The sequence below is a fragment of the Dyella dinghuensis genome (assembly GCF_003977615.1).
In the GTDB taxonomy this organism is placed as follows: domain Bacteria; phylum Pseudomonadota; class Gammaproteobacteria; order Xanthomonadales; family Rhodanobacteraceae; genus Dyella_B; species Dyella_B dinghuensis.
Map to the genome: position 1 here is coordinate 451,677 of NZ_RYZR01000003.1, position 26,339 is coordinate 478,015.

A 26,339-nucleotide genomic window follows, 5' to 3' on the forward strand; every position below is an offset into this window, starting at 1 on the left:
TCATTCAGGAGCGGCGATGAAGCCTTACCTCGTATCTGTAGCCGTGGGCGTACTGGTTGGCCTGATTTACGGCTTCTTGCGCGTCAAATCCCCGGCACCGCCTACCGTGGCATTGGTTGGCCTGTTCGGCATGCTGGCGGGTGAGCAGCTCGTGGCATTAATCCGCTCGATGATGCCGTAGGCGTTAAACGCTGGCTTTGGGCTTGCGCCCCCGGCGCGGTTTGGCTTCTGCCTGGGCAATCAGTCCCTGCAGGTAGGCAATGCCTTCTTCCTCCGGAAAGAAGGACACCACGTCGGCAACCGAGAGCTTGTAACGCTCTTTCAGGGCAAGAAATTCCCCTTTCGCCCTTTCCATAGCGGATAAGGCCGCCTGTTTTTTGCTTGGTGGGCGCTGTTCGTTCTGCTTGTCGAGCGCTGCCAGTTCTTCCTGGAAGCGGCGGAAGGCGTCTTTGGGGAGTGTCATGGCAACGTGGGGGTGCTGCAGGGAGCCCCGATTATCTCATAGACGCTGGGCTTGTTAGGGCCGCCAGCCATGGGCAGCGCAAGTTTTCTCGATCACGGCTTAATGATTGGCAAGCTCGTGCCGATATCGCGGATAGACAAGCGGAAAACCGATGTGTCGCCCTTCACGTTTTGAATCACGCCATTTCATATGATTGCCTGAGCGTAACGCTGCGATTCTTTGTTTCAGGACTGTCACCGCTTGCCGCCCTGGTCTTTGACCGAACTGCACGGTTGGCACGCTTCATGAATTGCCTTACAGCGTTATCGGCGAGTTACACCGCTCAGGGATGGCTGGGGTGCGGTTATCTCGACATCAGGGGACGCGGGGATGATCAAATCAATCGCTGAAAATAGGTGGGTGCGCCAGATTGCCGTGGCGCTCGGATATGCACTCGTCTACACCGTGCTGCGGCCTTATTCGGGCGGTGTATGGACGGTGACCGCCGGCCTGCGTCTTAGCTGCCTGTTGTTATTTCCCCCTCGCTATTGGCCAGCGCTGATCGTTGGTGAATGCGCCGCCATCATTCCTTTTTATTACCCCATGGCAGAACGCTTTGGCACGCTATGGGTCATTGTCAGCTCGATACCTCCGATGCTTGTTGCAGCGCCCATCGTTTGGTGGAGTACTCGCAAACTCGGGATGTTTCCCTCGAAGCGAACAGTCAAGTTGAAGGCGCTGCTGATCTGCATTACGACGCTGTCGCTGATTTGGGTCGCGATGGGGTATGCCAGCGGACTCACTGCCATTGCTTCCGCCAGAGCCCTCCACCATTACCAATGGATAGAAATTCCTTATGCAGTGCTCGGTAAATACGTGGGCATCCTCACCATCGTACCGCTTGCCCTGGCGTTCAAATTACGCAAACCTCTGCCGTGGCGTGCGCAATGGGATGAATGGACCAAGAGTCGTCTGACGCTGGATACAGCCATGCTGTTGCTGCCGACGCTGGCAGTACTTGTATGGATGTATCGAGATGTGTCGGTCGACATCCGCCAGGTCATTCAGATGGCCATGTTTCTCCCTGTCGCGTGGCTCACTTCCAAACATGGCTGGCGAGCTGCCGCGATCGGCACAACGGTTGTGATGTTCTGCATCTTCATAGGCAATGCGGCAGACCCGAATCTGGGTCTGGTCGAAACGCAGGCCTTCATCGCGTTCGCCTCCACCAGCCTATTTGCGCTGGGTGTGCGCATCAGTGCGCAGAATGCGCGAGAGGAACAAGAACAACTCGATGCGCAAGCAGCCGTAAAACTCGCACAGCAAGGGCTCTATGCATGCGAAGTACGCATGCGTCAAACCGCCCAGGCGCTGGAACAGATCGGCGGTACGCTACAGCTGACGCAAACCAGGTTGCTTAACCGATTCAAACACATGCTCCCGCTGGCGGAAGGCCAGACGTATTTCAAGCAAGTCGCCACGACACAAAACCAAGTCTATCGACTGGCGGAGTCCATGCATCCGATAGCGTGGCGTGAACGTGGTCTGCCCGCCGCCTTAGGAGAAACCATAGCGCGCTCACTGGATGAAAGTGGCATTGCCTATCGCTTCCAACTCAAAGGTCGTGGACTGAGCCAACTTTCGTCCAGCGTGCACGCCGCCATCTACCGCTTCGCATGCGAAGCGGTCGTTTATATCTGCGAACAACAAGAATGGTCCTCGGTAGCCATTACACTACGTGGCGGCCTTACAAACGGACAGCAATGGGCGACGCTGCGCGTTGAAGGATCTACGCACCCTTCCGACATCAACGATCCTCTTTACACCAAATGCGACAGCCGTCAGGTCGCACTTAAACTCGGCACCAACGGAATGGGCATCGAGGCTATGCGCGATCATGTGCGCTTGTATGACGGCGGTCTGCATGTACGTCGCATGCAAGGCAATATCCAGATTACCGCGTTGATGCATGACGCCTACGAATCATTGCGGGAGGCCACAACCGGCGCTCCCGCACGCGAACTCTACATACGTTGACAGGCAACGTTAAACAGTGCCGATCATTGGTTAATGGAGATCGTCCCGATGTTGCACTTCGTTGGGTCAGAACACAGGCCAGCACTGTTGGAGATGGCGAAGGTTACTGCTCCAGTGCTCTGAGGCGTAGCCGTGATCTGCGTTGCACTGTCGTTGTAAACCGTCTCGGTTGTCGCTGCAGTGGAAGCATCAGCGTTCTGGACACTGCCCTGCGATACCTGCACGGACGAAGCATCCGTTCCGATCGGCAACACCAGCGTCTGACCTCCCGCCGTCGCGACAGCGCCACGCACTGTGCCGTTGGCGTCGTTGATTTGGATGTAGCGGATCCCGTCACGCACGAACACATAAACGTGATAGTGCGGACTGACGCTCACATCGGTAGCGTTCGGCCACGATTGGCCCAATCCGGTGGTGGGTGCTTGAGCCAGCGCCGATACGGAAAGCGAAAGAGCCATGACGCCTGCTGCGATGGTCAGACGAGAAACGAATTTGGATGATTTGCAGAACATAAAAATCCCCTTTTTGGGTTGTGGTGCGGATTGCCCTCGGCACGGTAGCCCCAGATACGTCTAGGCCGTGCCAAGCACCTACACCTACTAACCCGATGTAGCTGCCGGTTCTGGGCACCCTGTCTCACTTGAGGCACACAATCGTTTTTTCTTGCGCAAGCACCAGGTTTGATGCTTTTGCGCTACCGGATTCGATCGAACTTCGGGATGTGACCGCGGTGGTCAGCAACTTCGAGCACCATCGTCGCGAGATAGTCGAGTTCGCGTTGCTCCACCGAGTCACTACGCACCATCGTCAACGGATACGCTTTGGTTTTATCTCTCAGCGCAGCACGTGCTGCTTCTGCATACGTCAGACAGCGAGCGATGGGCTTGCACTACTCTCGCGAAGGCTTATGTCGACGTCGCGTGCACGTGATCAACATCACGTTTTCAACATAGGGGAAGCGTCAGTCATTCCGATTGGCTTCCCGTTTGCGTAGCGGCAGAAAACAACCATGCGACTGAACTTCAAGTCACAAATTTTCACCGCGTGAGCACAAACATCACCCTACGCTCCTGCAGCCACTTGGCACCCCTGGGGAGGGGGGCATCAATTTAGTTTCCTCACAATCTTTTCTTCTTTCTTATTAACCTTGGGAGTAGGTTTAAATGAATAGAACAGATTTGATGAAATCGTTTTCGGCGAAGGGGATTTTCAATTCGCGCGGCAAGCTCTGCGCGCTGCCCTTGGCAATCATGATGGCAGTTGGCGCAAGCGGCGCTGCCAATGCAGCGCAGTTCTACACGCATCACGTGAGAGCGGCAGTCGCTCAGGCCACAGCGCAAGAAGTAGGCACGCTTCCTTCCAGCAAACTAATGGCCATTGATGTTGTGCTGCCCGTACGCGATCAGGCCAGCCTTGATCAGTTCGTGGCGGCCGTCAGCAACCCGGCAAGCCTGCAGTATCGGCAATACGTGACACCACAAGAGTTCACCGAACGCTTTGGGCCTTCGCAAAGTGACTATGACACCGTCGTTCAATACTTGACGAGAAACGGTTTCACGGTGACCGGTGGAACCCGTGACAGCATGGACGTGCAAGCTGTAGGTCCGGTTTCTGCCGTGGAAACGGCCTTCAACGTCAAGATGCGCATGTATCAGCATCCGACTGAGAATCGCCAGTTCTACGCGCCAGATCGTGAGCCGACCACTTCGCTTGCCATTTCGTTGTGGCACGTGTCGGGCCTCGACAACTATTCGATTCCGCATCCGCAGTATGAGAAGAAGAGCGATTACGCCGCCGCACACGGCATTTCGCCAGACGCCGTGGTGTCGCATGCGACCACCGGCTCGGGCCCGTCTTCTTCGTTCCTGGGCAGCGACATGCGCGCGGCATATTACGGTAACGGCTCGCTTACCGGTGCAGGTCAGACGTTGGGTCTCTTTGAATACTATGGCATCAATACCGCGGACATCACGCTGTATTACAAGAACGCCAAGGAAACCAATCCGAATAACCTCACCGTTGTTTCTACCGACGGCACCTCCACGAGCTGCACCGGTAGCTGTGACGATGGCGAACAAGCGCTCGACGTGACGCAAGCACAAGGCATGGCGCCAGGGCTTTCCAGCGTCGTCATGTATGTCGGCTCCACCGACACCGCCATCATTAGCGCGATGACAACGACAACCGATTCCAACGGAGTGTTGCCGCTGACGCTCAGCTGTTCGTGGGGCTGGACGCCGGAAGACGCCACTACACTCGATCCCTATTTTGAAAAGATGGCCGCACAAGGCCAGAGCTTCTTTGTCGCGTCCGGCGATTCGGGTGAATGGACAAAGACCGGCAACGCAGAATCGTGGCCTGCTGACGATGCTCACATCATCAGCGTCGGTGGCACCGATCTGGTGACATCGAGCGCCGCAGGTCCCTGGAAGTCGGAAACAGCGTGGAGCGATTCATCGGGTGGTATTTCCCCCAACGACATCGCCATTCCCACGTGGCAGCAGATCTCCGGCGTCATCACCTCAACCAATAAGGGCTCAACGAAATATCGCAACGGTCCAGATATTTCGGCCAATGCAAACTTCACCTTCTATACCTGCGCCGACGGCAGCTGCCAGGCAAATGAGTATGGTGGTACGAGCTTCGCAGCACCCATGTGGGCCGCGTTTGTGGCGTTGGCCGATCAACAGATTGCCAACAACGGCAGCACCGCCTATGTGGGCTTCTTGAACCCAACGGTCTATGCCAACAATGCACCCGAAGGAACGACCTATACGACAACGTTCCACGACATCACGAGTGGCAAGAACGAAAAGTTCTCGACTGAAAAGGGCTATGACCTCGTCACTGGATGGGGCAGCCCACAAGCTGCGCTGATCAACAACCTGGCTCAGTAATTGTTCCAACGAGAGATTCGAAGAGGACTTTGAGTAAACGAAGGGGCGCGGTTATCCGCGCCCTTTTTTTGACATCTACTCAAGGGCCGCCAAACATAGGTTCCGATTTGCAAACATTCCTGCCCACCATGTTTGGCCCACCGCTCACCCTCAAGGCGTAACGCACATCGCATGCTTAGTCGCTCAATCGCTGTCCACTCATTGTTGCGAAATCGGATCCAAGTGATCGCTCGAATTGACCAAACGCTAAGATTGATTTTCTCCCGAGCAATAAAAAAGCCCTGAAAAATCAGGGCCTTGATTTTACTGGCGGAGAGAGTGGGATTCGAACCCACGGTAGGCTTACACCTACGGCAGTTTTCAAGACTGCTGCCTTAAACCACTCGGCCATCTCTCCGGATTTAGCGGCTGGCGAGCGCGTATCAGCGTCACCAGCGAGGGCGACATGGTATCAGGAACCGCGAACTCGCGGACCTTGCGAGCCTTTGCGGGACAGTGCGATGAGCGCCCAAACCATGATGACTACCGGGATCAGGCCGCCAAGCAGTGGAAACAGTGTGGCGGGATAGCGGATCACCATCGGTATCAGCTGCGTCGCCGTCGCGAAAGCAATGATCCAAAGGCGCCAGCTACGGCGACGGCGAGCGATCCAGAAGCTCGCGATCACCAGTATCAACGCAATGACATTGAACACCAGATCGATCGGCGGCAGCTGCCATACCGAAGCGAAGCTCAGCCGCGTACCGATCACGGACGCAAGCACGAACATGAGGAAGTAGCTGGTGTAGAACTCCACCTTGTCCCATGAGCTGCGGGCTTGGGTGTTCATGCGATTTTCTCCGCGCCTCCCATGTAAGAGCGCAGCGCTGCCGGAATGGTGATCGAACCATCGGCGTTCTGATAGTTCTCCATCACCGCGATAAGCGTGCGTCCTACGGCTAGACCCGAGCCGTTGAGCGTATGCACAAGTTCCGGCTTGTTGGTTTCCGCATTGCGCACGCGCGCCTGCAGACGGCGCGACTGAAAATCTTCGCAATTGGAGCAGCTGGAAATTTCGCGGTACGTGTTCTGGCTAGGCAGCCACACTTCCAGGTCATACGTCTTGGTGGACTGAAAACCCATATCGCCCGTGCACAACAGTAGCTTGCGATAAGGCAGTTCGAGTTTCTGCAACACCTTTTCCGCGTGACCGACCATTTCTTCCAGTTGCGCATACGATTCGCTCGCACGCGCAACCTGCACCATTTCCACTTTTTCGAACTGGTGCTGGCGAATCATCCCGCGCACGTCGCGGCCATAGCTGCCCGCTTCGGCGCGGAAGCAGAGCGAGTGCGCGGTGAGGCGCAGCGGCAACGCGTCGGCATCCTGGATGGTGTCGCGAACGAGATTGGTGAGCGAGACTTCAGCAGTCGGAATCAGATAACGACGGGAATCGCCCACTTGCGTAGCGAAGAGGTCTTCTTCGAACTTCGGCAGCTGTGACGTGCCGTACATCGTGTCGGCGTTGACCAGCACGGGCACGTTGCATTCCAGATAGCCGTGCTCGCGCGTGTGCAGATCGATCATGAACTGGCCAAGCGCACGATGCAGTTGCGCTAGCTGACCGCGCAGCACGGTAAAGCGTGCGCCGGAAAGTTTTGCGCCGGCGTCGCCATCGAGCCAGCCATGACGCTCGCCCAGCTCGACGTGATCCTTGACCGGAAATTCGAAGCTGCGCGTTGCGCCCCAGCGGCTGATTTCGCGGTTGTCGTTTTCGTCTTTGCCAACCGGCACGGACTCATGCGGAATATTTGGAATACGCAGCGCGATGTCGGACAGCTTGGCCTGCACATCGGCCAAGGCCTGTTCATTTGCCTTGAGCTTGTCGCCAATGCCGGCGACTTCCGCCATCAATGGCGCGACATCTTCACCTTTCGCCTTGGCCTGACCGATCGCCTTGGAACGCGTATTGCGCAGGTTCTGCAATTCCTGCGTTTCGGTAGACAGCTGCTTGCGTTGGCTTTCCAATGCCTCCACGGCGACGACGTCGAGCGCGAAGCCTCGGGTTTCCTTCAGGCGCGCGGCGGTTTCGGCCAGGCGCGAACGCAGCAATACGGGGTCCAGCATGTTCGGATCCGAATGGATGACAAGGATCGGGGATTATGGCTGCCGGGCTAGCGCCACCGCAACGCGGGAGCGCCCTGCCCGCGCCCATAGCCTCGATCAGGCCGTCTTGGTTTCGCGGCGCCCAAGCCACCAGGCCATCACGGCGCCCGCCAGCAGCCACCCGATCACTTGTTCGACGAGTGCTGCCGTCGCCAGCGCCGTCGGGAAGCGATACCAGTTCCAGTAGGGAATCATCATGCTTAGCCATGCGAAAAGCGTGGCGACCACGGCAATACCCAAGCGCTTGGTGAAGCCGAACGCGGCCATACCCATCAGGCAAGCCAACATGAGTGCCGACAGCGTATCGGAGGCCCATTCGCGTACGAGCTGCGGGCCCATTTGCGTCATATCGATGCCCTGCGGCTCGTAAACCACCCAGGCGTAAGGCGAAGTCGCGGCTTTTTTGCCGTATGCCGCCCTGACCGCCGGATCGCCCATCTGATTCGGGTCGATGGACGGCAGGATGTAGACACCGGGCTGCGTACCCAATCCCTCATGCAACGAACTGAGGACAACGTCTTCATGGATCGGTTGATGGATGCCCGGATTGCCTAGCCCAAGCAGCATATGGGCGACGAAACCCCAGAAGAACAGGACGATACCGCCAAAGATCCCCGCAACGAGTACGCGCATAGACAGCCCCTCCCCGGTTGGATGTGAGATGCAATCTAGGCGCCCCCGCAGGTGGCTGCAAGGGATCGCGCCGCATGATGCGGCTAGGGCTTCCGCGCCTGTTTGCGCGCTTCGCGTAACGACTGAAGTTTCTCGCGCAGCTTCAGTTCCAGCCCGCGCTCGACGGGGTGATAGAACTCGGTTCCTTCCAGCGCATCGGGCAGGCATTGCTGACCGAGTGCCACGCCGCCTTCGACATCATGGTCGTATTGATAGCCTTTGCCGTAGCCGAGGCCTTTCATCAACTTGGTCGGTGCGTTGCGCAAGTGCATGGGCACGTCGAGCGTGCCGGTTTCGCACACGATTGCGCGGGCCTGGTTATAGGCCTTGTACGCAGCGTTGCTCTTGGGTGCGATGGCAAGCCAGATGGCAAGCTGCGCGAGCCCCAGCTCACCTTCGGGACTGCCAAGGCGTTCGTAGGTATCCCACGCATCCAGCGCCATGCGCCATGCGCGCGGCTCCGCGAGACCAACATCTTCGACGGCCATGCGTGTCATGCGTCGCGCGAGATATAGCGGATCGCAACCACCGTCGAGCATGCGCACGAGCCAGTACACCGCCGCGTCTGGATCAGAAGAACGTACGGATTTATGCAGCGCAGATATCTGGTCGTAGAACTGCTCGCCGCCCTTGTCGAAACGGCGCGTGCGATCGGCAAGCACCTGTTCCAATGTTGCGTCGTCGATGACTTGGCCGTCGGCAAGTTCTGCCGCGATTTCCAGCAACGTTAGTGCACGGCGTACGTCGCCGTCAGCAGCCTTGGCGATCAGTTGCAACGTGGCAAGCGAAACGTCGAGCTTGAGTGCACCCAGTCCACGTTCTTCATCGACCAGCGCACGTTGAAGTGCTGCAACGATATCGTCCACCGACACCGCATCCAGCACGTGCACACGACAGCGCGACAGCAACGCGGAGTTCAACTCGAACGATGGATTTTCCGTCGTAGCGCCAATGAAGATGATGACGCCGCGTTCAATGTGCGGCAGAAAGGCATCCTGCTGCGCCTTGTTGAAGCGATGCACCTCGTCGACAAACAACACCGTGCGCCGGCCCTGCGCAAAGTTAACTTCCGCTTCGGCCAGCGCCTTGCGCACTTCAGGCAACCCGGAGAGCACCGCAGAAATGGCGCGAAAATCCGCATCGGCATAGCGCGCAACGAGCAGCGCCAGCGTTGTCTTGCCGCAACCGGGCGGTCCCCAAAGCACCATCGAGTGCACACGTCCGGCTTCTAACGCGCGCCGCAATGCCTTGCCTGGCGCGAGCAAGCGCTGTTGACCGACAATCTCGTCGAGATCGTTTGGCCGCATACGCTCGGCCAGTGGTTTGAGCTCGTCCGAATCCGCCGCAAAAAGTTCTGGCGTATGGTGGGGGCTGCGTCGTTCCATCGCTGGATGATAGGGCATCTGCTGCGAGCGCCGTTTTGGGCGTTTACAGGCCCGACGCTTACGACAGACTTGCGAATAGAATCGGAACGGATATTTCGGGCGTGATCAAAATCACTATTGCGCTAATTCTTCATTTCTTATATTAATCTTATAAATCTCCGCCAATGGATTAATTCGACGATTTTCTTATTTCAATAATTCTTCAATTCTTAGATTATCCTTAGCGCATTTTCTTTCGCATAAAAGAAAATGCCAATTTAATATATTTGTTATATATGTGTCACACAGCGTCTCTACGGTGTCGGCCTTCTACTACCCCGCCAACACCGGAAAAAAACAATGACGCGATCCACACATGCGCTGTACCGCTGCCCGCCGGCTTATCTCGCTCTTTGCCTTGCAGTAGCCCTTTCCAATCCGGTTTCGGCGCAGGACGCGGGCAATGCTACAAATGCCCAGACGAGTGGCCCTGGTACCAGCAATAATTCATCGAACAGCACCTCGACGAAGAATGCAAAAACCCTCGAAGGGTTGCAGGTCAATGCTAATTCGGCGGTAACTGCCATTGCCCCCACGCAAGGCTCGACCATTGCCACACAGCCGCAGTCGATCATCGGCAGCACGTACATCCAGGAAAACATCCCCCCGACCGGCGACTACACCGACGCCATGGCCATCTCGCCGAGCGTGTACACGATCGCGCCGAACGGCCCGGGCTTGATGGAAACGCAGGTCGCTTCGATCCGCGGCTTCCAGGATGGCCAGTACAACGTCACGTTCGATGGCATTCCGTGGGGCGACTCGAACGACTTCACGCATCACTCCACCTCGTATTTCACCAACCAGGACACCAGCAGCGTCACGGTCGATCGCGGCCCGGGCACGGCCGGTACGCTGGGCGATGCGACCTTCGGTGGCACGGTGTCGGTGGAATCGCTCAATCCGACGAACGATTTCAATCTTCACCCGTATGTCAGCCTTGGTAGCTGGGAAACGGCTGTCGAAGGCGCGGTCATCAACACCGGCAAACTCAACAGCAGCGGCACCAGCGCTGTGATCAACGTCCAGAACGGTTCGTCCGATGGCTACCTCACCGACGCCGGTCAGCGCCGCCAGAACGTGTTCGCCAAAGTGGTACAGCCGCTGGGCGATAACACCACGCTTACCTTCGGCGGCATGTGGAACAAGATCAACCAGTACGTTCCGCTTGGTGCAACCAAGGCGCAGATTGCCGAATACGGCCCGAACTATGCCTTGAACGACAATCCGAACAGCCAGTCCTACTACCGCTACAACCAGGATCAGATCAGCACCTACATGGGCTATGTCGGTCTGCATTCGGAATTTGACGGCTGGACACTGGACAACAAGGCCTATACCTACGCGTACAACCACTACGGCTACAACGGCCTGGACCCGAACGGCGAAACGCCGAACGGCACGTTCTGTAACGGCAAGGGTGACGACTGTCTCTATCCCGACAACGTACCTGGCCAGCACATGCGCAATTGGTATCGCTCGTGGGGCGATATCCTGCGCGTAAGCAAGGAACTGGGCCCAGGCGAGATCCGCACAGGCGTTTGGTACGACAAACAGGACAACTTGCGCTGGCAGTACGAGTTCGACGATACGTTGGACCAGCCCGCTATCAACACGACCGGTCAGCCGACCAAGGGCAGCGATAGCCCGGTGGATCGCTTCATGACCGACTCGCTGCGCACCATCCAGCCGTTTGTGGAATACCAGTGGAACATCACCGACCAGGCTTACCTGGTGGGCGGCGTGAAGTACGAAGACTTCCTGCGCGACATCGATTCCCTGTACAACCAGAAGACCGGCTTGCCGCTGGATTACTCGAAGGAATGGAACGCCACGCTGCCGTCGGCTGCGTTCCACTACAGCTTCACCTCCGATTGGACGGCGTATGCGCAGTGGGCAAAGGGCTTCCTGGCACCCAACCTCAACCTGTTCTACGTCACCAATCCGTCGATTTCCGATGCATCGCTTCAGCCGGAAAAAACCACGAACTGGCAGCTCGGTACCACCTGGACCAGCGACCGCCTGACGCTATCGGGCGACGTCTACAAGATCGACTTCAACAACTTCATCCAGAGCGTGAAAGTCGGCGCCAACACCATCTTCTACAACGGCGGTGGCGTGCATTACACAGGCGTCGAGCTCGAAGGCACCTACATGCTCGGCGGTGGCTTCAGCGTCTATGCCAACGGCTCGCTCAACCGCGCGATCCAGACTGCCAGCAACACCTGGAACCCGAATACGCCGCACAAGACCGCTGCGCTGGGCATGATCTACACCAATGGCTCGGTATATGCATCGCTGATCGACAAGTTCGTCGGCAAGACGTACTACACGGCCAATGCGAACGACGACACGCCGATCGGCGGCTATGCGGTGACCAATTTCACCGCCAGCTACAAGTTCGATCCGCACATGACCGATGTGAAGGACTTCAAGGTCGGCTTCCAGATCAACAATCTGTTCAACAACACCCACATCGACGCGCTGGCCGGCACCACCGTGGCCGATAGCACGCCGCTGTTCTGGACGATTCCGGCGCGCAACTTCAACTTCACCGTGTCGGCGGATTTGTTCTGATGCAACGTTACGCATTGCTGTTGAGCATGCTGCTTTTCAGCCAGTCCGCACTAGCTGACGGCGGTGGCACGAGTCCTGCCACCGTTGAACTGTCGAACCTGCTGCCGCCTCCGCCGGCAGCAGGTTCGATTGCGGCCCGGCACGATCTTCAAGTTGTGCTGAGCACGCAGCACACACGCACTGCCGCAGACATGGCCGCGGCCAAAGCCGATGCGGACCGATCCGTCTTTCGCTTTGCCGATGTGTTCGGCACGCCATTTCAGGCGTCCGCGTTACCCAAGACAGCCGCGTTTTTTACTCGCACGGCCGAACTCGACAAGGCATCAGTAAAGGAAGCCAAAGAGTACTGGCAGCGTCCGCGGCCATCGTTGGTATCGAGTCAGGTGCATCCGCTGTCGAAGGAAAAAGCCAACGACTGGAGTTATCCGAGCGGACATTCCACGTTCGGTTATACGACGGCCGTGTTACTCGCGAACATGGTGCCGGAGCAACGTGCGGCGATCTTTGCGCGTGCTGATGTCTACGCCGAGCATCGTATCGTGATGGGCGTGCACTTCCCGAGCGATGTCGAAGCAGGACGTGTCGCAGGCACCGTAATTGCCGACGACATCCTGCGTGATACGGGTTACCAGGCGGATTATCAGGCGGCTCGCGCAGAGTTGCGTCATGCGTTGGGTTTACCGGCTGATCCAGTGACGCCCGCATCATCGGTGCCCGCTGCAACCGCAGTTCACTGAGTTGATAAAAAGAAAGGCGCCCTTCAGGGCGCCTTTTTCAATTCTTGATCGGCTGCGTGGTGATGACCGGCAAATCACCCACCACATCTGTGCCCTTGGGCGGCGTGAAATTGAAATCCTGCGGCGGAACATCCGGATTGCGCTGCCAGTTCGAGAAGCGAATATCGGTGGTCGAACCGAGCTGATCGCGAAACTGCATGCGTGCAAGGCCTTTGGCATCGAAGCCAAGATCGACATAGTCGAACTGCGGGTCCTGAGCGCGCGAGGTCAGGCGTAGCCACGCAAGACCATCGTGCTCACCCTGTTCGGTGATGTTGAAGTCTTTGTCGACCTGCGAAAGATCCGTCAGCACGGCCAGCGGATTGTGTGACGACTCCGTATCCTGGCGGCGCACGGTGACCTGCTGCAGGCCTGGGTCGTACGACCACACGCGGCTACCGTCCGCGATGATCGATTGCTTGTACGGCGCCAACGTATCCCAACGGAATTGACTCGGCGCCTGCAATACCAGCGTGCCACTGGTCTGTTGCGACTGACCGCTCGGATTGCTGAGTGTCTGGGTGAAGTTGCCAGACAAGGCGTGCAACCCGTGTGCAAACGTATCCAGTCGGGCACGCGCCGGGCCCGTGGCAGCTTGCAAGAGCGTACTGAGCGACAGCGCAACCACGGCGATAGCGGCGGCGAAGCGGAGGCGTTTCATGAGTCCTGTTCCTGATTGGCCATATAAGCCAAGTGTGCGGCGGGAATGCTTAATGGAAAGCGTCAGTTCTTCGGTGGCGGCGGCGCCAGCACCTCACGGTTGCCGTTGTGCTGCGGCCCGCTGACCACACCGTCGGCTTCCATCTGTTCGATCAGACGCGCGGCACGGTTGTAGCCGATGCGCAAATGACGCTGCACGCCGGAAATGGAAGCGCGGCGCGTTTCGGTCACGATGCGAACCGCGCGGTCGTAAAGCTGCGCGTCTGCGTCGCCACCACCCTCTTCGCCTTCCATCGGCAAACCGGCGTCGCTGATGAACTTGCCGTCGCTGGTCGCCTGCACTTCTTCCAGCACGCCTTCGATGTACTGCGGCGCGCCTTGAGCTCTTAGCCAGTTCACGACGTTATGCACCTCATGGTCGTCCACGAAGGCGCCGTGCACACGTTCCGGCGTCGCCGTGCCGGGCGGCAGATAAAGCATGTCGCCGTGGCCCAGCAATGTTTCGGCGCCGGACTGATCGAGAATCGTGCGCGAGTCGATCTTGCTCGATACCTGGAACGCGATGCGCGTGGGAATGTTCGCCTTGATCAGGCCCGTGATCACATCGACCGACGGACGCTGCGTCGCCAACACCAGATGCACACCCGCCGCACGCGCCTTCTGCGCAAGACGCGCGATCAGCTCTTCGACCTTCTTGCCGACGATCATCATCATGTCGGCAAACTCGTCGATGATCACGACGATGTAAGGCAGCGGTTGCAGCGGTTCGGCCGCAAGATTCGGCATTTCGGGATTCGGGCGGAACAACGGATCGAGCAACGGCTGGCCCGCGTTCTCCGCGTCCTTCACTTTCTTGTTGAAGCCGGCGAGATTACGCACGCCCACCGCGGCCATCAGCTTGTAGCGGCGTTCCATCTCGGCCACGCACCAGCGCAGCGCGTTGGCAGCTTCCTTCATATCCGTCACGACCGGCGCGAGCAGATGCGGAATGCCTTCGTAAACCGAAAGCTCCAGCATCTTCGGATCGATCATGATCATGCGCACGTCTTTCGCGCTGGCTTTGTACAAAAGGCTCAAGACCATCGCATTCACCGCGACGGATTTACCCGAACCGGTGGTACCGGCCACCAGCAAGTGCGGCATCTTGGCCAGATCGACCACTACCGGCTTGCCGCCGATGTCTTTGCCCAGCGCCAGCGCCAACGGCGATTTCTGCTGATCGTATTTGTCGGAACGCAGAATTTCCGAGAGAAACACGATCTGCTTTTTCGCGTTGGGAATTTCCAGGCCGATGACGTTCTTGCCCGGAATCACGTCCACCACGCGTACGCTGACCACGGACAGACCGCGTGCAATGTCTTTATCCAGACTCGACACCTGACTGCCGCGCACACCAGCCGCCGGTTCGAGTTCGAAGCGCGTAATCACCGGGCCGGGATAAACGCCGACCACTTTGGCTTCGATGCGGAAATCCTTGAGCTTCAGCTCGACCTGACGCGACAGCACTTCGAGCGTTTCTTCCGAATAACCCGGACCCTGCTCCGGTGCTTCATCCAGCAACGAAAGCGGCGGCAATTCGCCGGGCTGTGCCGCTCCGACGAACAACGGAATCTGTGTTTCCACGCGCGCGCGTTCGCTCTTCACGACCGGCGCGGCGGGTGCCTCGATACGCACGGGTTCGCGTTTGGCTTGCTTGATCGCTTCGGTCTTCTTGACCACTTCGCGCTCGGCGCGCGCTTGATGCGCGGCGATCACTTCCGGTGCTGCACGAAGCTTGTCGCCCATCCAGCCGAACAACTTCAGCACGCCCTGTCCGGTCGCATCCATCAACTTGAACCAGGACAAACCCGTTGCGAGGGTCACCGCAATCAGAAATACCGCGAGCAACAAAAGCGGCGCGCCCTTGTCACCGAATGCACGCAACAACCCATGGCCGACGGCACGGCCAATCACACCACCGGCGCCTTCCGGCCCCATGGTGCTGTCTTGAAACTTCAACCAGCACAAACCGGGCGCGGTGATGAAGAAGAACACCGAACCGATCAGGCGCAGCGAAGGCTCCCACGGCTGCACGCTGCGCGCACCGTGATTGCGCAACACCTGCACACCGAGGAACAAAAGCAGCAGCGGGAAGAAATAAGCGATGCCACCGAACAGGTAGCGCAGCAGGTCGGCGATATACGCGCCGACCGTGCCGCCCAGGTTTTGCACATGCTCCGTGGAATTGGCATGCGACCAGCCCGGATCTGCAGCGTCGTAGCTAAACAGACAGACCAGCAGGTAAAGGGCCAGCGGCATCAACAGCAGCGCGCCGGCCTCACGAAGACGACGCTTGAGCTCTTCGCTCAAGCCCGTCTTTTCCTTTTGTTTTTTTACGTTCGCGCTACGCGCCACCGGGGTCTGTTTCCTTTAGGGATAGGGTGACTTTAAACCACACCCTGCAACGCCGGGTGGACCAATTTGCCACCGTCGACGTTGATGCCCTTCTTGAGCGGCTCGAATTCGCGCCATTCCTTACCGGCAGCCAGACGCTGCACGTACGGAAGGATTGCCGCGGAAATGGCCACGGACGAGGTCTGCGGCACGGCGCCCGGCATGTTGGTGACGCAGAAATGCGTGACACCGTGCACGTCGTAGGTCGGTTCCTTCCAGGTGGTCGGACGCGATGTTTCGAAGCAACCGCCCTGGTCGATGGAGATATCCACCAGCACGCTGCCCTTTTCCATCGTCTTGACCATCTCTTCGGTGACCACGCGCGGCGCCTTGGCGCTCGGGATCAGCACGGCGCCGACCACGATGTCGGCCGTGGCGACTTCTTCAGCCACCGAGGACTCGTACGCGTACAGCGCAGTGACGTTCGGGCCCATCGCCATCATTTCGGCGAGGCGGTCCTGACGCTTGTCGAAGACCACGACGTTGGCACCGGCCGCCGCAGCCAGCGCAGCAGCATTGCCACCGGCAGCGCCTGCGCCCAGCACCACGACCTTGCCGCGCGGCGTGGAGGCCATGCCGCCGAGCAACTTGCCCTTGCCGCCCTGCGGGCGATGCAGCAGCGTCGTGCCGATCTGCGTGGCGATACGGCCGGCAATGACCGACATCGGCAGCAACAGCGGCAGGCCGCCGTCTTCTTCCACCGACTCGAACGCCACGCCGGTCAAACCGATGTCCAGCAGGCTCTTCGTCAGCGCCGGTTCGGCAGCCAGGTGGAGGTAGCAGAACAGCAGGTGATGCTTCTTGAGCAGGGCCAGATCGCCGGCGATCGGCTCCTTCACCTTCACGATCAGCTCGCCCGCGTCGTACAGCGCGGCGGCATCCGGCACCAGTTTGACGCCAACCTTCGAATAGGCTTCGTCGGAGAAACCGCTCTTCTCGCCCGCGCCAGCCTGAATGAATACCTCGTGACCACGGCGCACCAGATCGGCGGCAGCGGCGGGAACGAGGGCAACACGACCTTCGAGGGTCTTGGTTTCTGAGGGAATACCGATACGCATGGGGAATGAATCCTGTGGTCTTAAAAGCAAAAACCGCGGCGCCACGCGCCGCGGCGGAATCTTTGGTCCGCCGACGCCTTGAATAGGCGCTGCGACTTCCCCATCCTTGCGGGTTCCCGGATCGTTGCTGCTACAGGCCTCACCGGATGCAACCGGGACCCTGGTAACAGCGAATGACCGTACAAGTCGCCAGCAAACCCTAAGGATTATAGCAATGACCACCCCTAAACATAGCCGCCTGCTGATCCTCGGCTCGGGCCCCGCCGGATACACCGCTGCCGTGTACGCCGCGCGAGCCAATCTCAAGCCGACCATGGTCACCGGCTTGCAACAGGGTGGCCAATTAATGACCACCACCGAGGTCGACAACTGGCCCGGTGATGTCAAAGGCGTGCAGGGTCCGGAATTGATGCAGCGCATGGCTGAACACGCCGAGCGCTTCGAAACCGAGATGGTGTTCGACCACATCCACTCCGCCGATCTCAAGCAGCGCCCGTTCCGTCTGAAGGGCGACTCGGGTGAATACACGTGCGATGCACTGATCATCGCAACCGGCGCCACTGCAAAGTATCTCGGCATCGCCAGCGAAGAACATTTCAAAGGCAAGGGCGTGTCGGCCTGCGCAACGTGCGACGGCTTCTTCTTCCGCGATCAGGATGTCGTCGTTGTCGGCGGCGGCAATACCGCGGTGGAGGAAGCGCTGTATCTGGCGAACATCGGCCGCAAGGTTTACCTCGTGCACCGTCGCGACAAGCTGCGCGCCGAGAAGATCATGCAGGACAAGCTGTTCGAGAAAGCCGCGGCCGGCAAGATCGAGCTGGTATGGAATCACACCATCGATGAAATTCTCGGTGACAGCTCGGGTGTGACCGGCGTGCGCGTGAAAGACATCAACAGCGGCGTGACGCGCGATATCGAAGCCACCGGTTTCTTCGTCGCCATCGGCCACACGCCGAACACCGGCATTTTCGAAGGCCAGCTGGATATGCACGACGGCTACATCAAGATCCGTAGCGGCCTGGAAGGCATGGCAACCATGACCTCGGTGCCCGGCGTGTTTGCTGCAGGCGACGTGGCCGATCACGTTTACCGCCAGGCCGTGACGTCCGCCGGTTTTGGTTGCATGGCCGCACTGGATGCCGAGCGCTGGCTCGACCAGGGCAAGCCCACGGCCTAAGCCGTTTTATCCGTCATTCCGGCGCACGCCGGAATGACGGGTTCAGATCTATTGATCGTCCTGCAACGTCGTTGATGGCATCATGACATCGTGATTGAAGCACGCTTCCACGACAGCATCGACGGCATCGCCAGCGCAGATTGGGATGCGCTGCGCCCCGACGACAATCCGTTCGTCTCACACGCTTTTCTCTCCGGTCTCGAACGCACAGGCTGCATTCGCCCGGAATGGGGTTGGCAGGCGCATCATCTTGGTCTTTATCGCGACAACGCGCTGATTGCCGCCGCGCCGTTGTATCTGAAAGGCAATTCGCACGGCGAATTTGTCTTCGACTGGAGTTGGGCGAGCGCATGGGAGCGCGCGGGCGGCGACTACTATCCCAAGCTGCTCAATGCGGTCCCCTATTCTCCTGTGATTGGCCCACGGTTGTTGGTCGGGCCAGACGGCGCAGAAGCTTCCGAGCACCGAAAGATGCTTGTACAAGCCATGCAGCAATACGCCCGGCGCCTGCAGCTTTCTTCCATCCACGCCAACTTTCTGGACGACGCCGATCTGCCCGCGTTCGAGGGCGAATGGATGGCGCGCAGCGACGTGCAATTTCATTGGCACAATCAAGGCTACGGCGACTTCGACGCATTCCTTGCCGCGCTCAATCACAAGAAGCGGAAGAACATACGCCACGAACGCCAACGTGCCATGTCGCACGGCCTGCACCTGGGCATGCACAGCGGCGCATCGCTCGATGCACGCACCTGGCAACGCATCCATTCGCTTTATGCGTCGACGTTCGATGCAAAAGGCAACCATGCCGCGCTTACCGAAACTTTTTTTCAGTACTTGCGCATCGATTTAGGTAATGCGGTGCAATTGGCGCTTGCAAAAGATGGTGATGACATCGTGGCGATGGCGCTCTTTCTGCATAGCTCCACCACGCTGTATGGCCGTTACTGGGGCGCGTGTGTCGACCTGCCGGATCTGCACTTCGAGCTCTGCTATTACCAGGGCATTGAATACGCGATCGCACAAGGACTGGCCCGTTTCGAACCTGGAGCACAGGGCGAACATAAACTGGCACGCGGCTTTCTACCGGTGCGCACGCATTCGCGCCATTACCTGGTGCATGAAGGATTTCGTTCGGCAGTACGGCGTGCGCTTGAGCACGAACGCGAAGGCATGGATGCTTACGCAGAAGAACTGCTCGATCACTCGCCCTACGCCGAACGATGATTCGCCTTCCTTTGCTCGATGACAACGCGCCCGATCATTTCCCTGATCCACGCACGGCGCTGATCGAACCGAATGGCCTGCTGGCGTTCGGCGGCGATCTGTCGCCCGAGCGCCTGATCGCTGCGTACTCGCACGGCATCTTTCCGTGGTTCAACGAAGGCGAGCCGATTCTGTGGTGGTCGCCCGATCCACGTTGCGTTTTTGAGACCGAAGCGCTGCGACCCAATCGCAGCCTGCGGCGTGCATTGTCAGATACGTCATGGCATATCACCGCAGATCGTGCATTTCGCGAAGTGATGCTCGCCTGCGCCGCACCCAGGGCTGGGCAAGCGGGTACATGGATCAGTCCCGCCATGATCGATGCCTACGTGGCGCTGCATGAAATGAATCGTGCGCACAGCGTGGAAGTATGGGACGGCGATCAACTCGTCGGCGGCATCTACGGCGTTTCCATCGGCCGGCTTTTCTGCGGTGAATCCATGTTCAGTGCGCGCAGCGGCGGATCGAAGCTCGCACTGTGCGCGCTTGCTGGATGGCTTCGCGAGTGGAGCTGTCCATGGATCGATGCGCAGGTCAGCAATCCGCATCTGCTTGGACTTGGCGCGAAGGAGATTCCGCGCAGCGCGTTTCTGCAAAACGTTCGCGTATTGACATCGGCGCCATTCGATCAACAGCAGTGGCACAACATCGCTGATTTGCCAGCCAATCGCCTATTGATCGACAGCGACATCAATGGTCCGGATGAAGTGCAAGCGTCTTCAGAGCCGGATAGTTGTCCATGAATAGCTGCACGAGCTTCGGGTCCAACTGAGTCCCCGCGACTTCCTGCAGATACTTCAGTACATCCGCCTCGGGCCAAGCGGGTTTGTAGACGCGGGGAAAACTCAGCGCATCCCATACGTCCACGACGCTGAAGATGCGTGCCGACAACGGTATCTCGTCGCCTTTCAATCCCTGCGGATATCCTGCGCCATCCCAGCGCTCATGGTGGCTGAAAGGAATGGCGCTGGCACCACGTAGAAAATCGATTCGTTGCAGCAGCCCATGACCGATGCCGGGATGCGTACGCATCACGACCGTTTCTTCTTCGGTCAATTTGGCGGGTTTGATGAGGATGGAATCCGGTAACGCCAGTTTGCCGATGTCATGCAGCAATGCGCCGAATCGAATGTCGCGCAAGTCATTACCTTCCACACCCGCCAGCTTCGCCAGCCCCACCGCCATCCGTACGACGCGCTCGGAATGATCGCTGGTTTCCTTGTGACGCACGTCCATCGCTTCGACCAGCACGCGCAACGCTTGTTCATGGCTGTCGAGCAAACGCTGATTGGCATCTGCCAGGCGATGAACGGTGCGGCCGATCAACCAGTACAACAAAAAACCCGTGCCCAGCACAAAGAACCAGCCTTTGAAAATCTGGTATCTGACGATGAGATGCGGATCATGTACCAGGTAGCCGAGCAGGTTCCCGGAAAACCATATCCATGCCGCCGACACCAGCACGTAAATGCCTGCGGCGCGCAACTGCGGACTTAACCTCACGACTTGCCCTCCCCCGGGGCGCGTCTACTCGATGTGCATTCTGCCATCAGCAACAACCACGCCGCTGCGCTGATATGCACAAATCATTGCGCTGATGTTGTGAAATCTGGGACAACGGCATCGTCATGGTTGCCGATGAAAATGATTACAAGGGTTATCGACGCCAGGGGCTGTCATCTTGAGACGATGATGAACGTCGAAGTTATGGGCGCTTTCTACGCAAGGCCGCCTGCAGCAGACGGCGCTGCAAGCGATCCGACAACGTCGAGGGCGCATTCAGGCCCATGCGCTCAAGATCCGCAGGTTCCTCCGCATTGGGCTCGCCGGGCATCAACACGGCTTTTAACAGCTGCCATCGGCCCTTCCAGCTGGAACTGGCGGACTTGAGCCATTCCAGCGCAGGCAAGATTCGCAATTCCACCGCGGTGAAATCCGTCCCGAATGGATAGGTTGGCAGCAAGCCTTTACGAATCGCGGACGCTAAGGCTTCCCTAAGGTTCTCGGGACGATGCTGACGCCAGGCGTCCGGAATCTTGAAATCCGCGGCGATTTTTCCGTGCGATTTGGCTTCGGCCGTCAGCGCGTCGATGAATCGCGCATCGCTGATGGCCAGCATAGCTTCGATGCATTCGCTATCGGTTTTGCCGCGTAAGTCGGCGACGCCGTATTCGCTGATGACGATATCGCGCAAATGGCGTGGAATCGTCATCGCCCCGTAATTCCATCGGATATTCGTTTCGATGCCGTTCTTGCTCTTGCGGGTGGCACGCAACATCAAGACCGACCGGCCATCGGGAATCTCATGCGCCATGGCCACAAAGTTGTACTGACCACCCACACCACTGACGACCTCGCCATCTTCCAACGCATCGGAAACAGCGCCGCCGAGCAACGTGGCCATCATGCACGTGTTGAAGAAACGCGCGCCGCGACGTTGCAACATCGCCAGCGCCTGGTGATCGCCGTAAAGTTGATTGACGTTGGAAACGCGGCACATGTCGATCGCATCCGGATCGCTGCCTGCTGTGACTTCCATCCAGTCATAAAGATCGCGCGTACCAAGAAAGAATGCGCCGCGCAGATAGTGACCGCCGGGCACATCCTCTGCCAGACGCCCCGCCGCCGACGCACGTTCCAGTGCGAGATTGTCCCAGCTGCGCCGCTTTATCACGCCGGCCTTGGCCAAATGCATGAAACCGTCGAGCACCATTTCACTCGCGCCGTACAAACCCGTTCTGAAACTGGCCAAACCACCCATGCGCGTAGCAAGCGAATGAGTGTGACCGCCTTTGTCCAATGCAAGCAGTACCTTGCGCCACGCGACGTTGTCTTGATGGCGCAGTAGCAGTCCCTTGACCAGCGCGTCGGATAGCGCACCAATACCAATCTGCAAACAGCCGCCGTCTTTCACCAGCGCGCTGGCGTGCAAACCGATAGCGTATTCGCTGGCATCCACGGGCAAGCGCGGCACCGCGAACAATCGCGGCGAAACGGGCGGTGCAAGTTCGATGTCGAAGAAATCCTGCGGTACTTCTGCGTGTCCGCCCATATAGGGAAGCGCCGGGTGCACGACTGCCACGCAGAGGGGACGCTGCTTGCCGGCGGCTTTCACGCGATCGAGAAAATCCAAGGTCAGATCGGGGTTGCACGACAGGCTGTAACGCACACCGTCCGACGTTTCGTGACGCGAGACCAGTTGCACCAGCAGGTTGATGTCCTGCACCACCAGGTCGCGTGCGACATGCGTGTAGTTCTGACTGATGTAATCGCGTTGCGCACTCGGGCTATTCAGATAGGCACCCGATTGCATGTAGAACTCGTGCACGGCCACGTTCGGCGGCAGCTTGCCGTTGATCTGATCGACGGCGTATTGCGGATTGACGTAATCGTTGCCGAAATGCCGGTCGAGAAAAGGTTCGAGGAAACGGGCTTCCAACCCCGGCTTGGGTTGTGGACGCATGAGTGAAAGCGCCGTGTACAGCGTCATGGATCGCCACGTGTCCGCTTGCATCAACGCGTAAAGCGCATTGAGCAAGCCGTGTGGTTTACCCAAACCAAGAGGCGCCGCGACGCGTAAGTCAGCACCCAGCCGCTCGACAATCAGCTGCGCACAGGCGTCGGTGTCCGTGAAACGCTGCTCTGGCAACATGGGCCGATCATGCCAGAACTGCATGAATGTGAGCATGTCTCCTGGAAAGGAGTCAGGTGGAATGCAAAACCCCATCGATATACTCCCCCCATGGCCTCGACTTCACCGCCCACGCCGAGCCGACTGCTGGCTGAGCAAGCACTGAGCCGTGCTGCTGGCGCACCGCTGGTCGGCGGCAATGCGCTTGAGCTGCTGATCGATGCGCAGGCGCATTACGACGCCTGGCTTGCCGCCATCCGCAGCGCAAAACGCCGCGTGCTGCTTGAGAACTACATCATCCGGAATGACGCGATCGGCCTTGCGTTTCGCGATGCACTTGTCGACCGCGCACGTGCCGGCGTGTTCGTGGCAGTCATCGTCGACTGGATGGGTTGCCTGGGTCAGTCGGGAACGTCGTTCTGGAAGCCGTTGCGCGAGGCAGGCGGCCAGGTGTGCGTATTCAACCCGCCGCAGTTCGGACGTTCGCTGGGCTGGATGAGCCGTGACCATCGCAAGCAACTGGTGGTCGATGGCGCGCACGGTTTTCTTTCCGGCGTGTGCATCAGCGCAAAGTGGCTCGGAAATCCCGAACGCCAGGTGCCCCCCTGGCGTGATACAGGCGTGGGCTTGCGCGGCCCCGCGGTGCGTGAATTGGAAGCGGCTTTCATCGACAGTTGGAATGCCTCGGGCTCACCACCGTTGGAACTTGATGCGATCACTGATGACGGCCGCGCCGGCTCGGTCGCGTTGCGGGTCATTGCCACGCAGCCTGCAACCGCCGGAATGTATCGGCTCGATCAAATGATCGCCGCGTTGGCCCGTCGTAGCCTGTGGCTGACTGACGCCTACTTCGTCGGCATCGCGCCCTATGTGCAAGCCCTGTCGGCTGCTGCTCGCGACGGTGTCGATGTTCGGCTGCTGGTTCCGGGCACGAGCGACATTCCGCTGGTGGCGAACATCTCACGCTCCGGTTATCGCCCGCTGCTCCAGGCAGGCATTCGCGTCTTCGAGTGGAACGGTTCGATGCTGCACGCCAAGACCGCCGTGGCCGATGGTCAATGGGCACGCGTCGGTTCGTCCAACCTCAACGTCGCGAGCTGGTTGAACAACCGCGAGATCGATGTCGCCGTCGAAGACGCGGGCTTTGCCGGGCAGCTTGCGGCGCAATACGAGAAGGATCTGGAGAACGCGACCGAGATCGTCCTGGCTCCACGGCGATACCGGCGTGGCCATCGCGTGCGGATCAGCGAAGCGCGGCCGCCTCACCCGCGGCATATCGGCGGCAGTTCAAGCCGCGCAGCGGCCGGTGCCTTGCGCATCGCCAATTCGATGGGCGCCGCACTGACGGAGCGCCGCGTGCTGGGCGACACCGAAAGCGGAACGCTGGTCAGCGCCGCGCTCCTGCTCGCCGCACTCGCCGTTGTGGCCATTGCGTGGCCGGCCGTGGTGGCATGGCCCATCGGCCTGTTGGCGGCCTGGTTCGCCATCAACACGGGGATGCGCGCCTGGCTTCTAAGGCAACGGCATCGCCGCCGCATCCGCGGAATCGATGAGGGCGATTAAGTCGGCGCACACGAAGGAAAGCATTGCTTACCAAATGCTTACATAACTTCAGTGAGAAATAGCCTTCGCACAACGCGCCAATAGGATGTTCCCCAAGCCGTTCGTGTTAGTCTCCCGCCTCCATGCACTCGCCCGACGACCTCAGCGACGCTACCGGCGGTCAGCCACCCCGGCACATCCTCACGCCCAGCACGCTCAACCGGCTGGTACGCGATCTGCTGGAAGATGCGCTGCCGCTGATCTGGATCGAGGGCGAGCTGTCGAACGTGGCGCGGCCCGCATCAGGCCACCTGTATTTCACGCTGAAGGACAGCGCGGCGCAGGTTCGCTGCGCCATGTTCAAGCCGAAAAGCGGCTGGCTGCGCTTCAAACCCGCCGACGGCATGCAGGTACTGGTGCGTGCGCGGGTGGGCCTGTACGAACCGCGCGGCGAATTCCAGCTTGTCGCCGAGCATATGGAACCGGCTGGCGAAGGCGCGCTGCAACGCGAGTTCGAGCGGCTGAAGGCACAGCTCGATGCCGAAGGTTTGTTTGCACCGGAACGCAAACGTCCCCTACCCCATTTTGCACGACGCATCGGCGTCATCACCTCGGCAACTGGCGCAGCGATACGCGATGTATTGAGCGTACTGGCGCGACGCTGGCCATTGGCCGATGTCGACGTACTGCCAGTTCCCGTACAAGGCCGCGAAGCACCGCCGGCTATCGTGACGATGCTGCGCAAAGCAGCAGCCAGCGGTCGCTACGACGTTTTACTGCTTACGCGCGGCGGCGGTTCGCTGGAAGATCTTTGGGCCTTCAACGACGAACGCGTCGCAAGAGCGATTCACGCCAGCAGCGTGCCCGTGGTCAGCGCAGTGGGCCATGAAATCGACTTCAGCATTGCCGATTTCGTGGCAGATCTTCGTGCTCCCACGCCTTCGGCAGCGGCGGAGTTGTTGGTACCGGATGCCCTCGCACTCAAGCGCCATCTTGATCAATTGCGCCAACGCATCGTCGCGATTCAAGAACGACAACTTCAGGCGCGAATCCAACGGGTCGATCATCTGCATGCGCGACTGCAATCGCAACGCCCGCAAGCACGGCTGACGCGCGATCGCGAACGCTTGCAGCAATTGCACCGGCGTTTACTGAGCGCACGTTCGGCGCAAGCCACGCAATGGACTGTGCGCCTCGAACGTGCGCATGCTCGCTTGCTCGCACAGCATCCCAAACAACGTCTTGCCCTGTGGCGTCACCAACTCGACCAGCAGGCGACGCATCTGCGCCGCTCCATCGAACATAAGCTGGAACGGGAGCGCCTGAGTTTGCAGCACACCGCACGCGCCATGCATGCAGTCAGCCCCCTGGCCACGCTGGAACGCGGCTACGCGATTCTGTTCGATGCAGATGGCAAAGTCCTTCGTTCGGCGCAGAATGTCACGGCTGGCACTGCCTTGCGTGCCCGTCTTGCCGACGGCGAATTGCCATTACAGGTAAGTGACGACTAAGTTCTGATTGCTCACACGAATTGAATGTTTCCAGTAACGAATCGAACATTGGTGTACGTGTAGCATCTGCTTTATTCCGATGGAGGCGATG

21 protein-coding genes and 1 tRNA gene are annotated in these 26,339 nt (G+C 59.0%); 10 read left to right on the forward strand and 12 right to left on the reverse strand.

What is annotated here, in order from left to right:
* The first annotated feature begins 16 nt into the window (after positions 1 to 16).
* On the forward strand, positions 17 to 181 hold the full coding sequence (locus EKH79_RS05060) for a DUF1427 family protein (RefSeq protein ID WP_126672693.1): 165 nt from the start codon (positions 17 to 19) through the stop codon (positions 179 to 181).
* A gap of 3 nt (positions 182 to 184) precedes the next feature.
* Here the strand turns inward: EKH79_RS05060 and EKH79_RS05065 are convergent, their stop codons facing one another.
* The gene (locus tag EKH79_RS05065; RefSeq protein WP_126672694.1) at positions 185 to 463 is read right to left on the reverse strand and encodes a 2-hydroxyacyl-CoA dehydratase; all 279 of its coding nucleotides are present in this window, start codon (positions 461 to 463) and stop codon (positions 185 to 187) included.
* 369 nt (positions 464 to 832) lie between these two features.
* Here EKH79_RS05065 and EKH79_RS05070 point away from each other — a divergent pair, with 369 nt between their 5' ends.
* Positions 833 to 2,479 carry an MASE1 domain-containing protein gene (locus EKH79_RS05070; protein WP_126672695.1) on the forward strand — a complete coding sequence of 549 codons (1,647 nt, stop codon included), beginning with the start codon at positions 833 to 835 and terminating at the stop codon, positions 2,477 to 2,479.
* 23 nt (positions 2,480 to 2,502) lie between these two features.
* Here the strand turns inward: EKH79_RS05070 and EKH79_RS05075 are convergent, their stop codons facing one another.
* Positions 2,503 to 2,937 carry a hypothetical protein gene (locus EKH79_RS05075; protein WP_126672696.1) on the reverse strand — a complete coding sequence of 145 codons (435 nt, stop codon included), beginning with the start codon at positions 2,935 to 2,937 and terminating at the stop codon, positions 2,503 to 2,505.
* A gap of 705 nt (positions 2,938 to 3,642) precedes the next feature.
* Here EKH79_RS05075 and EKH79_RS05080 point away from each other — a divergent pair.
* Positions 3,643 to 5,376 carry a S53 family peptidase gene (locus EKH79_RS05080; RefSeq protein WP_126672697.1) on the forward strand — a complete coding sequence of 578 codons (1,734 nt, stop codon included), beginning with the start codon at positions 3,643 to 3,645 and terminating at the stop codon, positions 5,374 to 5,376.
* Positions 5,377 to 5,683: 307 nt separating this feature from the next.
* On the opposite strand, the gene EKH79_RS05085 is transcribed toward EKH79_RS05080, so the two are convergent.
* The 5 genes from EKH79_RS05085 to EKH79_RS05105 form a co-directional block, all read right to left on the reverse strand.
* Positions 5,684 to 5,773, reverse strand: a tRNA-Ser gene (locus tag EKH79_RS05085).
* Positions 5,774 to 5,827: 54 nt separating this feature from the next.
* A complete protein-coding gene (locus EKH79_RS05090) occupies positions 5,828 to 6,205 on the reverse strand; it encodes an LrgA (RefSeq protein ID WP_126672698.1) in 378 nt (125 codons plus the stop codon).
* Positions 6,202 to 7,482: a serine--tRNA ligase gene (serS, locus tag EKH79_RS05095; protein WP_126672699.1), complete on the reverse strand. Its 1,281-nt coding sequence runs from the start codon at positions 7,480 to 7,482 to the stop codon at positions 6,202 to 6,204. The genes EKH79_RS05090 and serS overlap by 4 nt, the downstream gene beginning before the upstream one ends.
* 96 nt (positions 7,483 to 7,578) lie before the next feature.
* Entirely contained in the window at positions 7,579 to 8,154 is a 576-nt protein-coding gene (locus EKH79_RS05100) for a hypothetical protein (RefSeq protein ID WP_126672700.1), read from the reverse strand.
* 83 nt (positions 8,155 to 8,237) lie between these two features.
* Positions 8,238 to 9,596 carry a replication-associated recombination protein A gene (locus EKH79_RS05105; RefSeq protein ID WP_325050578.1) on the reverse strand — a complete coding sequence of 453 codons (1,359 nt, stop codon included), beginning with the start codon at positions 9,594 to 9,596 and terminating at the stop codon, positions 8,238 to 8,240.
* A gap of 321 nt (positions 9,597 to 9,917) precedes the next feature.
* Here EKH79_RS05105 and EKH79_RS05110 point away from each other — a divergent pair, with 321 nt between their 5' ends.
* Positions 9,918 to 12,194, forward strand: a complete 2,277-nt coding sequence (locus EKH79_RS05110; protein ID WP_126672701.1) for a TonB-dependent receptor — start codon at positions 9,918 to 9,920, stop codon at positions 12,192 to 12,194.
* A complete protein-coding gene (locus EKH79_RS05115; protein WP_126672702.1) occupies positions 12,194 to 12,931 on the forward strand; it encodes an acid phosphatase in 738 nt (245 codons plus the stop codon). The genes EKH79_RS05110 and EKH79_RS05115 overlap by 1 nt, the downstream gene beginning before the upstream one ends.
* 37 nt (positions 12,932 to 12,968) lie before the next feature.
* On the opposite strand, the gene lolA is transcribed toward EKH79_RS05115, so the two are convergent.
* From lolA to ald, 3 genes are all read right to left on the reverse strand, one after another.
* Positions 12,969 to 13,631: an outer membrane lipoprotein periplasmic chaperone LolA gene (lolA, locus tag EKH79_RS05120; protein WP_126672703.1), complete on the reverse strand. Its 663-nt coding sequence runs from the start codon at positions 13,629 to 13,631 to the stop codon at positions 12,969 to 12,971.
* A gap of 62 nt (positions 13,632 to 13,693) precedes the next feature.
* Complete coding sequence (locus EKH79_RS05125) at positions 13,694 to 16,024, reverse strand: DNA translocase FtsK (protein ID WP_126672704.1); 2,331 nt, start codon at positions 16,022 to 16,024, stop codon at positions 13,694 to 13,696.
* Between the two features lie 32 nt (positions 16,025 to 16,056).
* The gene (gene ald / locus EKH79_RS05130; RefSeq protein ID WP_126672705.1) at positions 16,057 to 17,121 is read right to left on the reverse strand and encodes an alanine dehydrogenase; all 1,065 of its coding nucleotides are present in this window, start codon (positions 17,119 to 17,121) and stop codon (positions 16,057 to 16,059) included.
* A 214-nt stretch (positions 17,122 to 17,335) separates the two neighbouring features.
* Here ald and trxB point away from each other — a divergent pair, with 214 nt between their 5' ends.
* The 3 genes from trxB to aat all read left to right on the forward strand — a co-directional run bounded on the left by trxB (position 17,336) and on the right by aat (position 20,307).
* Positions 17,336 to 18,298: a thioredoxin-disulfide reductase gene (gene trxB, locus EKH79_RS05135; RefSeq protein WP_126672706.1), complete on the forward strand. Its 963-nt coding sequence runs from the start codon at positions 17,336 to 17,338 to the stop codon at positions 18,296 to 18,298.
* Between the two features lie 90 nt (positions 18,299 to 18,388).
* Positions 18,389 to 19,525 carry a GNAT family N-acetyltransferase gene (locus EKH79_RS05140; protein ID WP_126672707.1) on the forward strand — a complete coding sequence of 379 codons (1,137 nt, stop codon included), beginning with the start codon at positions 18,389 to 18,391 and terminating at the stop codon, positions 19,523 to 19,525.
* Entirely contained in the window at positions 19,522 to 20,307 is a 786-nt protein-coding gene (aat, locus tag EKH79_RS05145; RefSeq protein ID WP_126672708.1) for a leucyl/phenylalanyl-tRNA--protein transferase, read from the forward strand. Before EKH79_RS05140 ends, aat begins: the two co-directional genes overlap by 4 nt.
* Here the strand turns inward: aat and EKH79_RS05150 are convergent.
* Both EKH79_RS05150 and EKH79_RS05155 read right to left on the reverse strand, forming a co-directional pair.
* Positions 20,255 to 21,067 (reverse strand): HD-GYP domain-containing protein, encoded by an 813-nt coding sequence (locus EKH79_RS05150; RefSeq protein WP_126672709.1) that lies wholly within the window; start codon positions 21,065 to 21,067, stop codon positions 20,255 to 20,257. The genes aat and EKH79_RS05150 overlap by 53 nt on opposite strands.
* A gap of 202 nt (positions 21,068 to 21,269) precedes the next feature.
* Positions 21,270 to 23,252: an acetyl-CoA hydrolase/transferase C-terminal domain-containing protein gene (locus EKH79_RS05155; RefSeq protein ID WP_425478468.1), complete on the reverse strand. Its 1,983-nt coding sequence runs from the start codon at positions 23,250 to 23,252 to the stop codon at positions 21,270 to 21,272.
* A gap of 54 nt (positions 23,253 to 23,306) precedes the next feature.
* On the opposite strand from EKH79_RS05155, the gene EKH79_RS05160 reads away from it, so the two are divergent.
* Together EKH79_RS05160 and xseA are read left to right on the forward strand one after the other, a co-directional pair.
* Positions 23,307 to 24,758, forward strand: coding sequence for a phospholipase D-like domain-containing protein (locus EKH79_RS05160; protein ID WP_126672710.1), 1,452 nt, complete (start codon positions 23,307 to 23,309; stop codon positions 24,756 to 24,758).
* Positions 24,759 to 24,880: 122 nt separating this feature from the next.
* On the forward strand, positions 24,881 to 26,248 hold the full coding sequence (gene xseA, locus EKH79_RS05165) for an exodeoxyribonuclease VII large subunit (RefSeq protein ID WP_126672711.1): 1,368 nt from the start codon (positions 24,881 to 24,883) through the stop codon (positions 26,246 to 26,248).
* Positions 26,249 to 26,339: the final 91 nt, after the last annotated feature.

What these genes read in the sequence shown, in the direction of transcription:
- EKH79_RS05080 (WP_126672697.1), top strand. Translation starts at nt 3,643, where the DNA reads ATGAATAGAACAGATTTGATGAAATCGTTTTCGGCGAAGGGGATTTTC.
- EKH79_RS05070 (WP_126672695.1), top strand. Translation starts at nt 833, where the DNA reads ATGATCAAATCAATCGCTGAAAATAGGTGGGTGCGCCAGATTGCCGTG.
- trxB (WP_126672706.1), top strand. Translation starts at nt 17,336, where the DNA reads ATGACCACCCCTAAACATAGCCGCCTGCTGATCCTCGGCTCGGGCCCC.
- EKH79_RS05060 (WP_126672693.1), top strand. Translation starts at nt 17, where the DNA reads ATGAAGCCTTACCTCGTATCTGTAGCCGTGGGCGTACTGGTTGGCCTG.
- EKH79_RS05075 (WP_126672696.1), bottom strand. Translation starts at nt 2,937, where the DNA reads ATGGCTCTTTCGCTTTCCGTATCGGCGCTGGCTCAAGCACCCACCACC.
- aat (WP_126672708.1), top strand. Translation starts at nt 19,522, where the DNA reads ATGATTCGCCTTCCTTTGCTCGATGACAACGCGCCCGATCATTTCCCT.
- serS (WP_126672699.1), bottom strand. Translation starts at nt 7,482, where the DNA reads ATGCTGGACCCCGTATTGCTGCGTTCGCGCCTGGCCGAAACCGCCGCG.
- EKH79_RS05110 (WP_126672701.1), top strand. Translation starts at nt 9,918, where the DNA reads ATGACGCGATCCACACATGCGCTGTACCGCTGCCCGCCGGCTTATCTC.
- EKH79_RS05065 (WP_126672694.1), bottom strand. Translation starts at nt 463, where the DNA reads ATGACACTCCCCAAAGACGCCTTCCGCCGCTTCCAGGAAGAACTGGCA.
- lolA (WP_126672703.1), bottom strand. Translation starts at nt 13,631, where the DNA reads ATGAAACGCCTCCGCTTCGCCGCCGCTATCGCCGTGGTTGCGCTGTCG.
- xseA (WP_126672711.1), top strand. Translation starts at nt 24,881, where the DNA reads ATGCACTCGCCCGACGACCTCAGCGACGCTACCGGCGGTCAGCCACCC.
- EKH79_RS05115 (WP_126672702.1), top strand. Translation starts at nt 12,194, where the DNA reads ATGCAACGTTACGCATTGCTGTTGAGCATGCTGCTTTTCAGCCAGTCC.
- EKH79_RS05155 (WP_425478468.1), bottom strand. Translation starts at nt 23,252, where the DNA reads ATGCTCACATTCATGCAGTTCTGGCATGATCGGCCCATGTTGCCAGAG.
- EKH79_RS05100 (WP_126672700.1), bottom strand. Translation starts at nt 8,154, where the DNA reads ATGCGCGTACTCGTTGCGGGGATCTTTGGCGGTATCGTCCTGTTCTTC.
- EKH79_RS05160 (WP_126672710.1), top strand. Translation starts at nt 23,307, where the DNA reads ATGGCCTCGACTTCACCGCCCACGCCGAGCCGACTGCTGGCTGAGCAA.
- ald (WP_126672705.1), bottom strand. Translation starts at nt 17,121, where the DNA reads ATGCGTATCGGTATTCCCTCAGAAACCAAGACCCTCGAAGGTCGTGTT.
- EKH79_RS05090 (WP_126672698.1), bottom strand. Translation starts at nt 6,205, where the DNA reads ATGAACACCCAAGCCCGCAGCTCATGGGACAAGGTGGAGTTCTACACC.
- EKH79_RS05105 (WP_325050578.1), bottom strand. Translation starts at nt 9,596, where the DNA reads ATGCCCTATCATCCAGCGATGGAACGACGCAGCCCCCACCATACGCCA.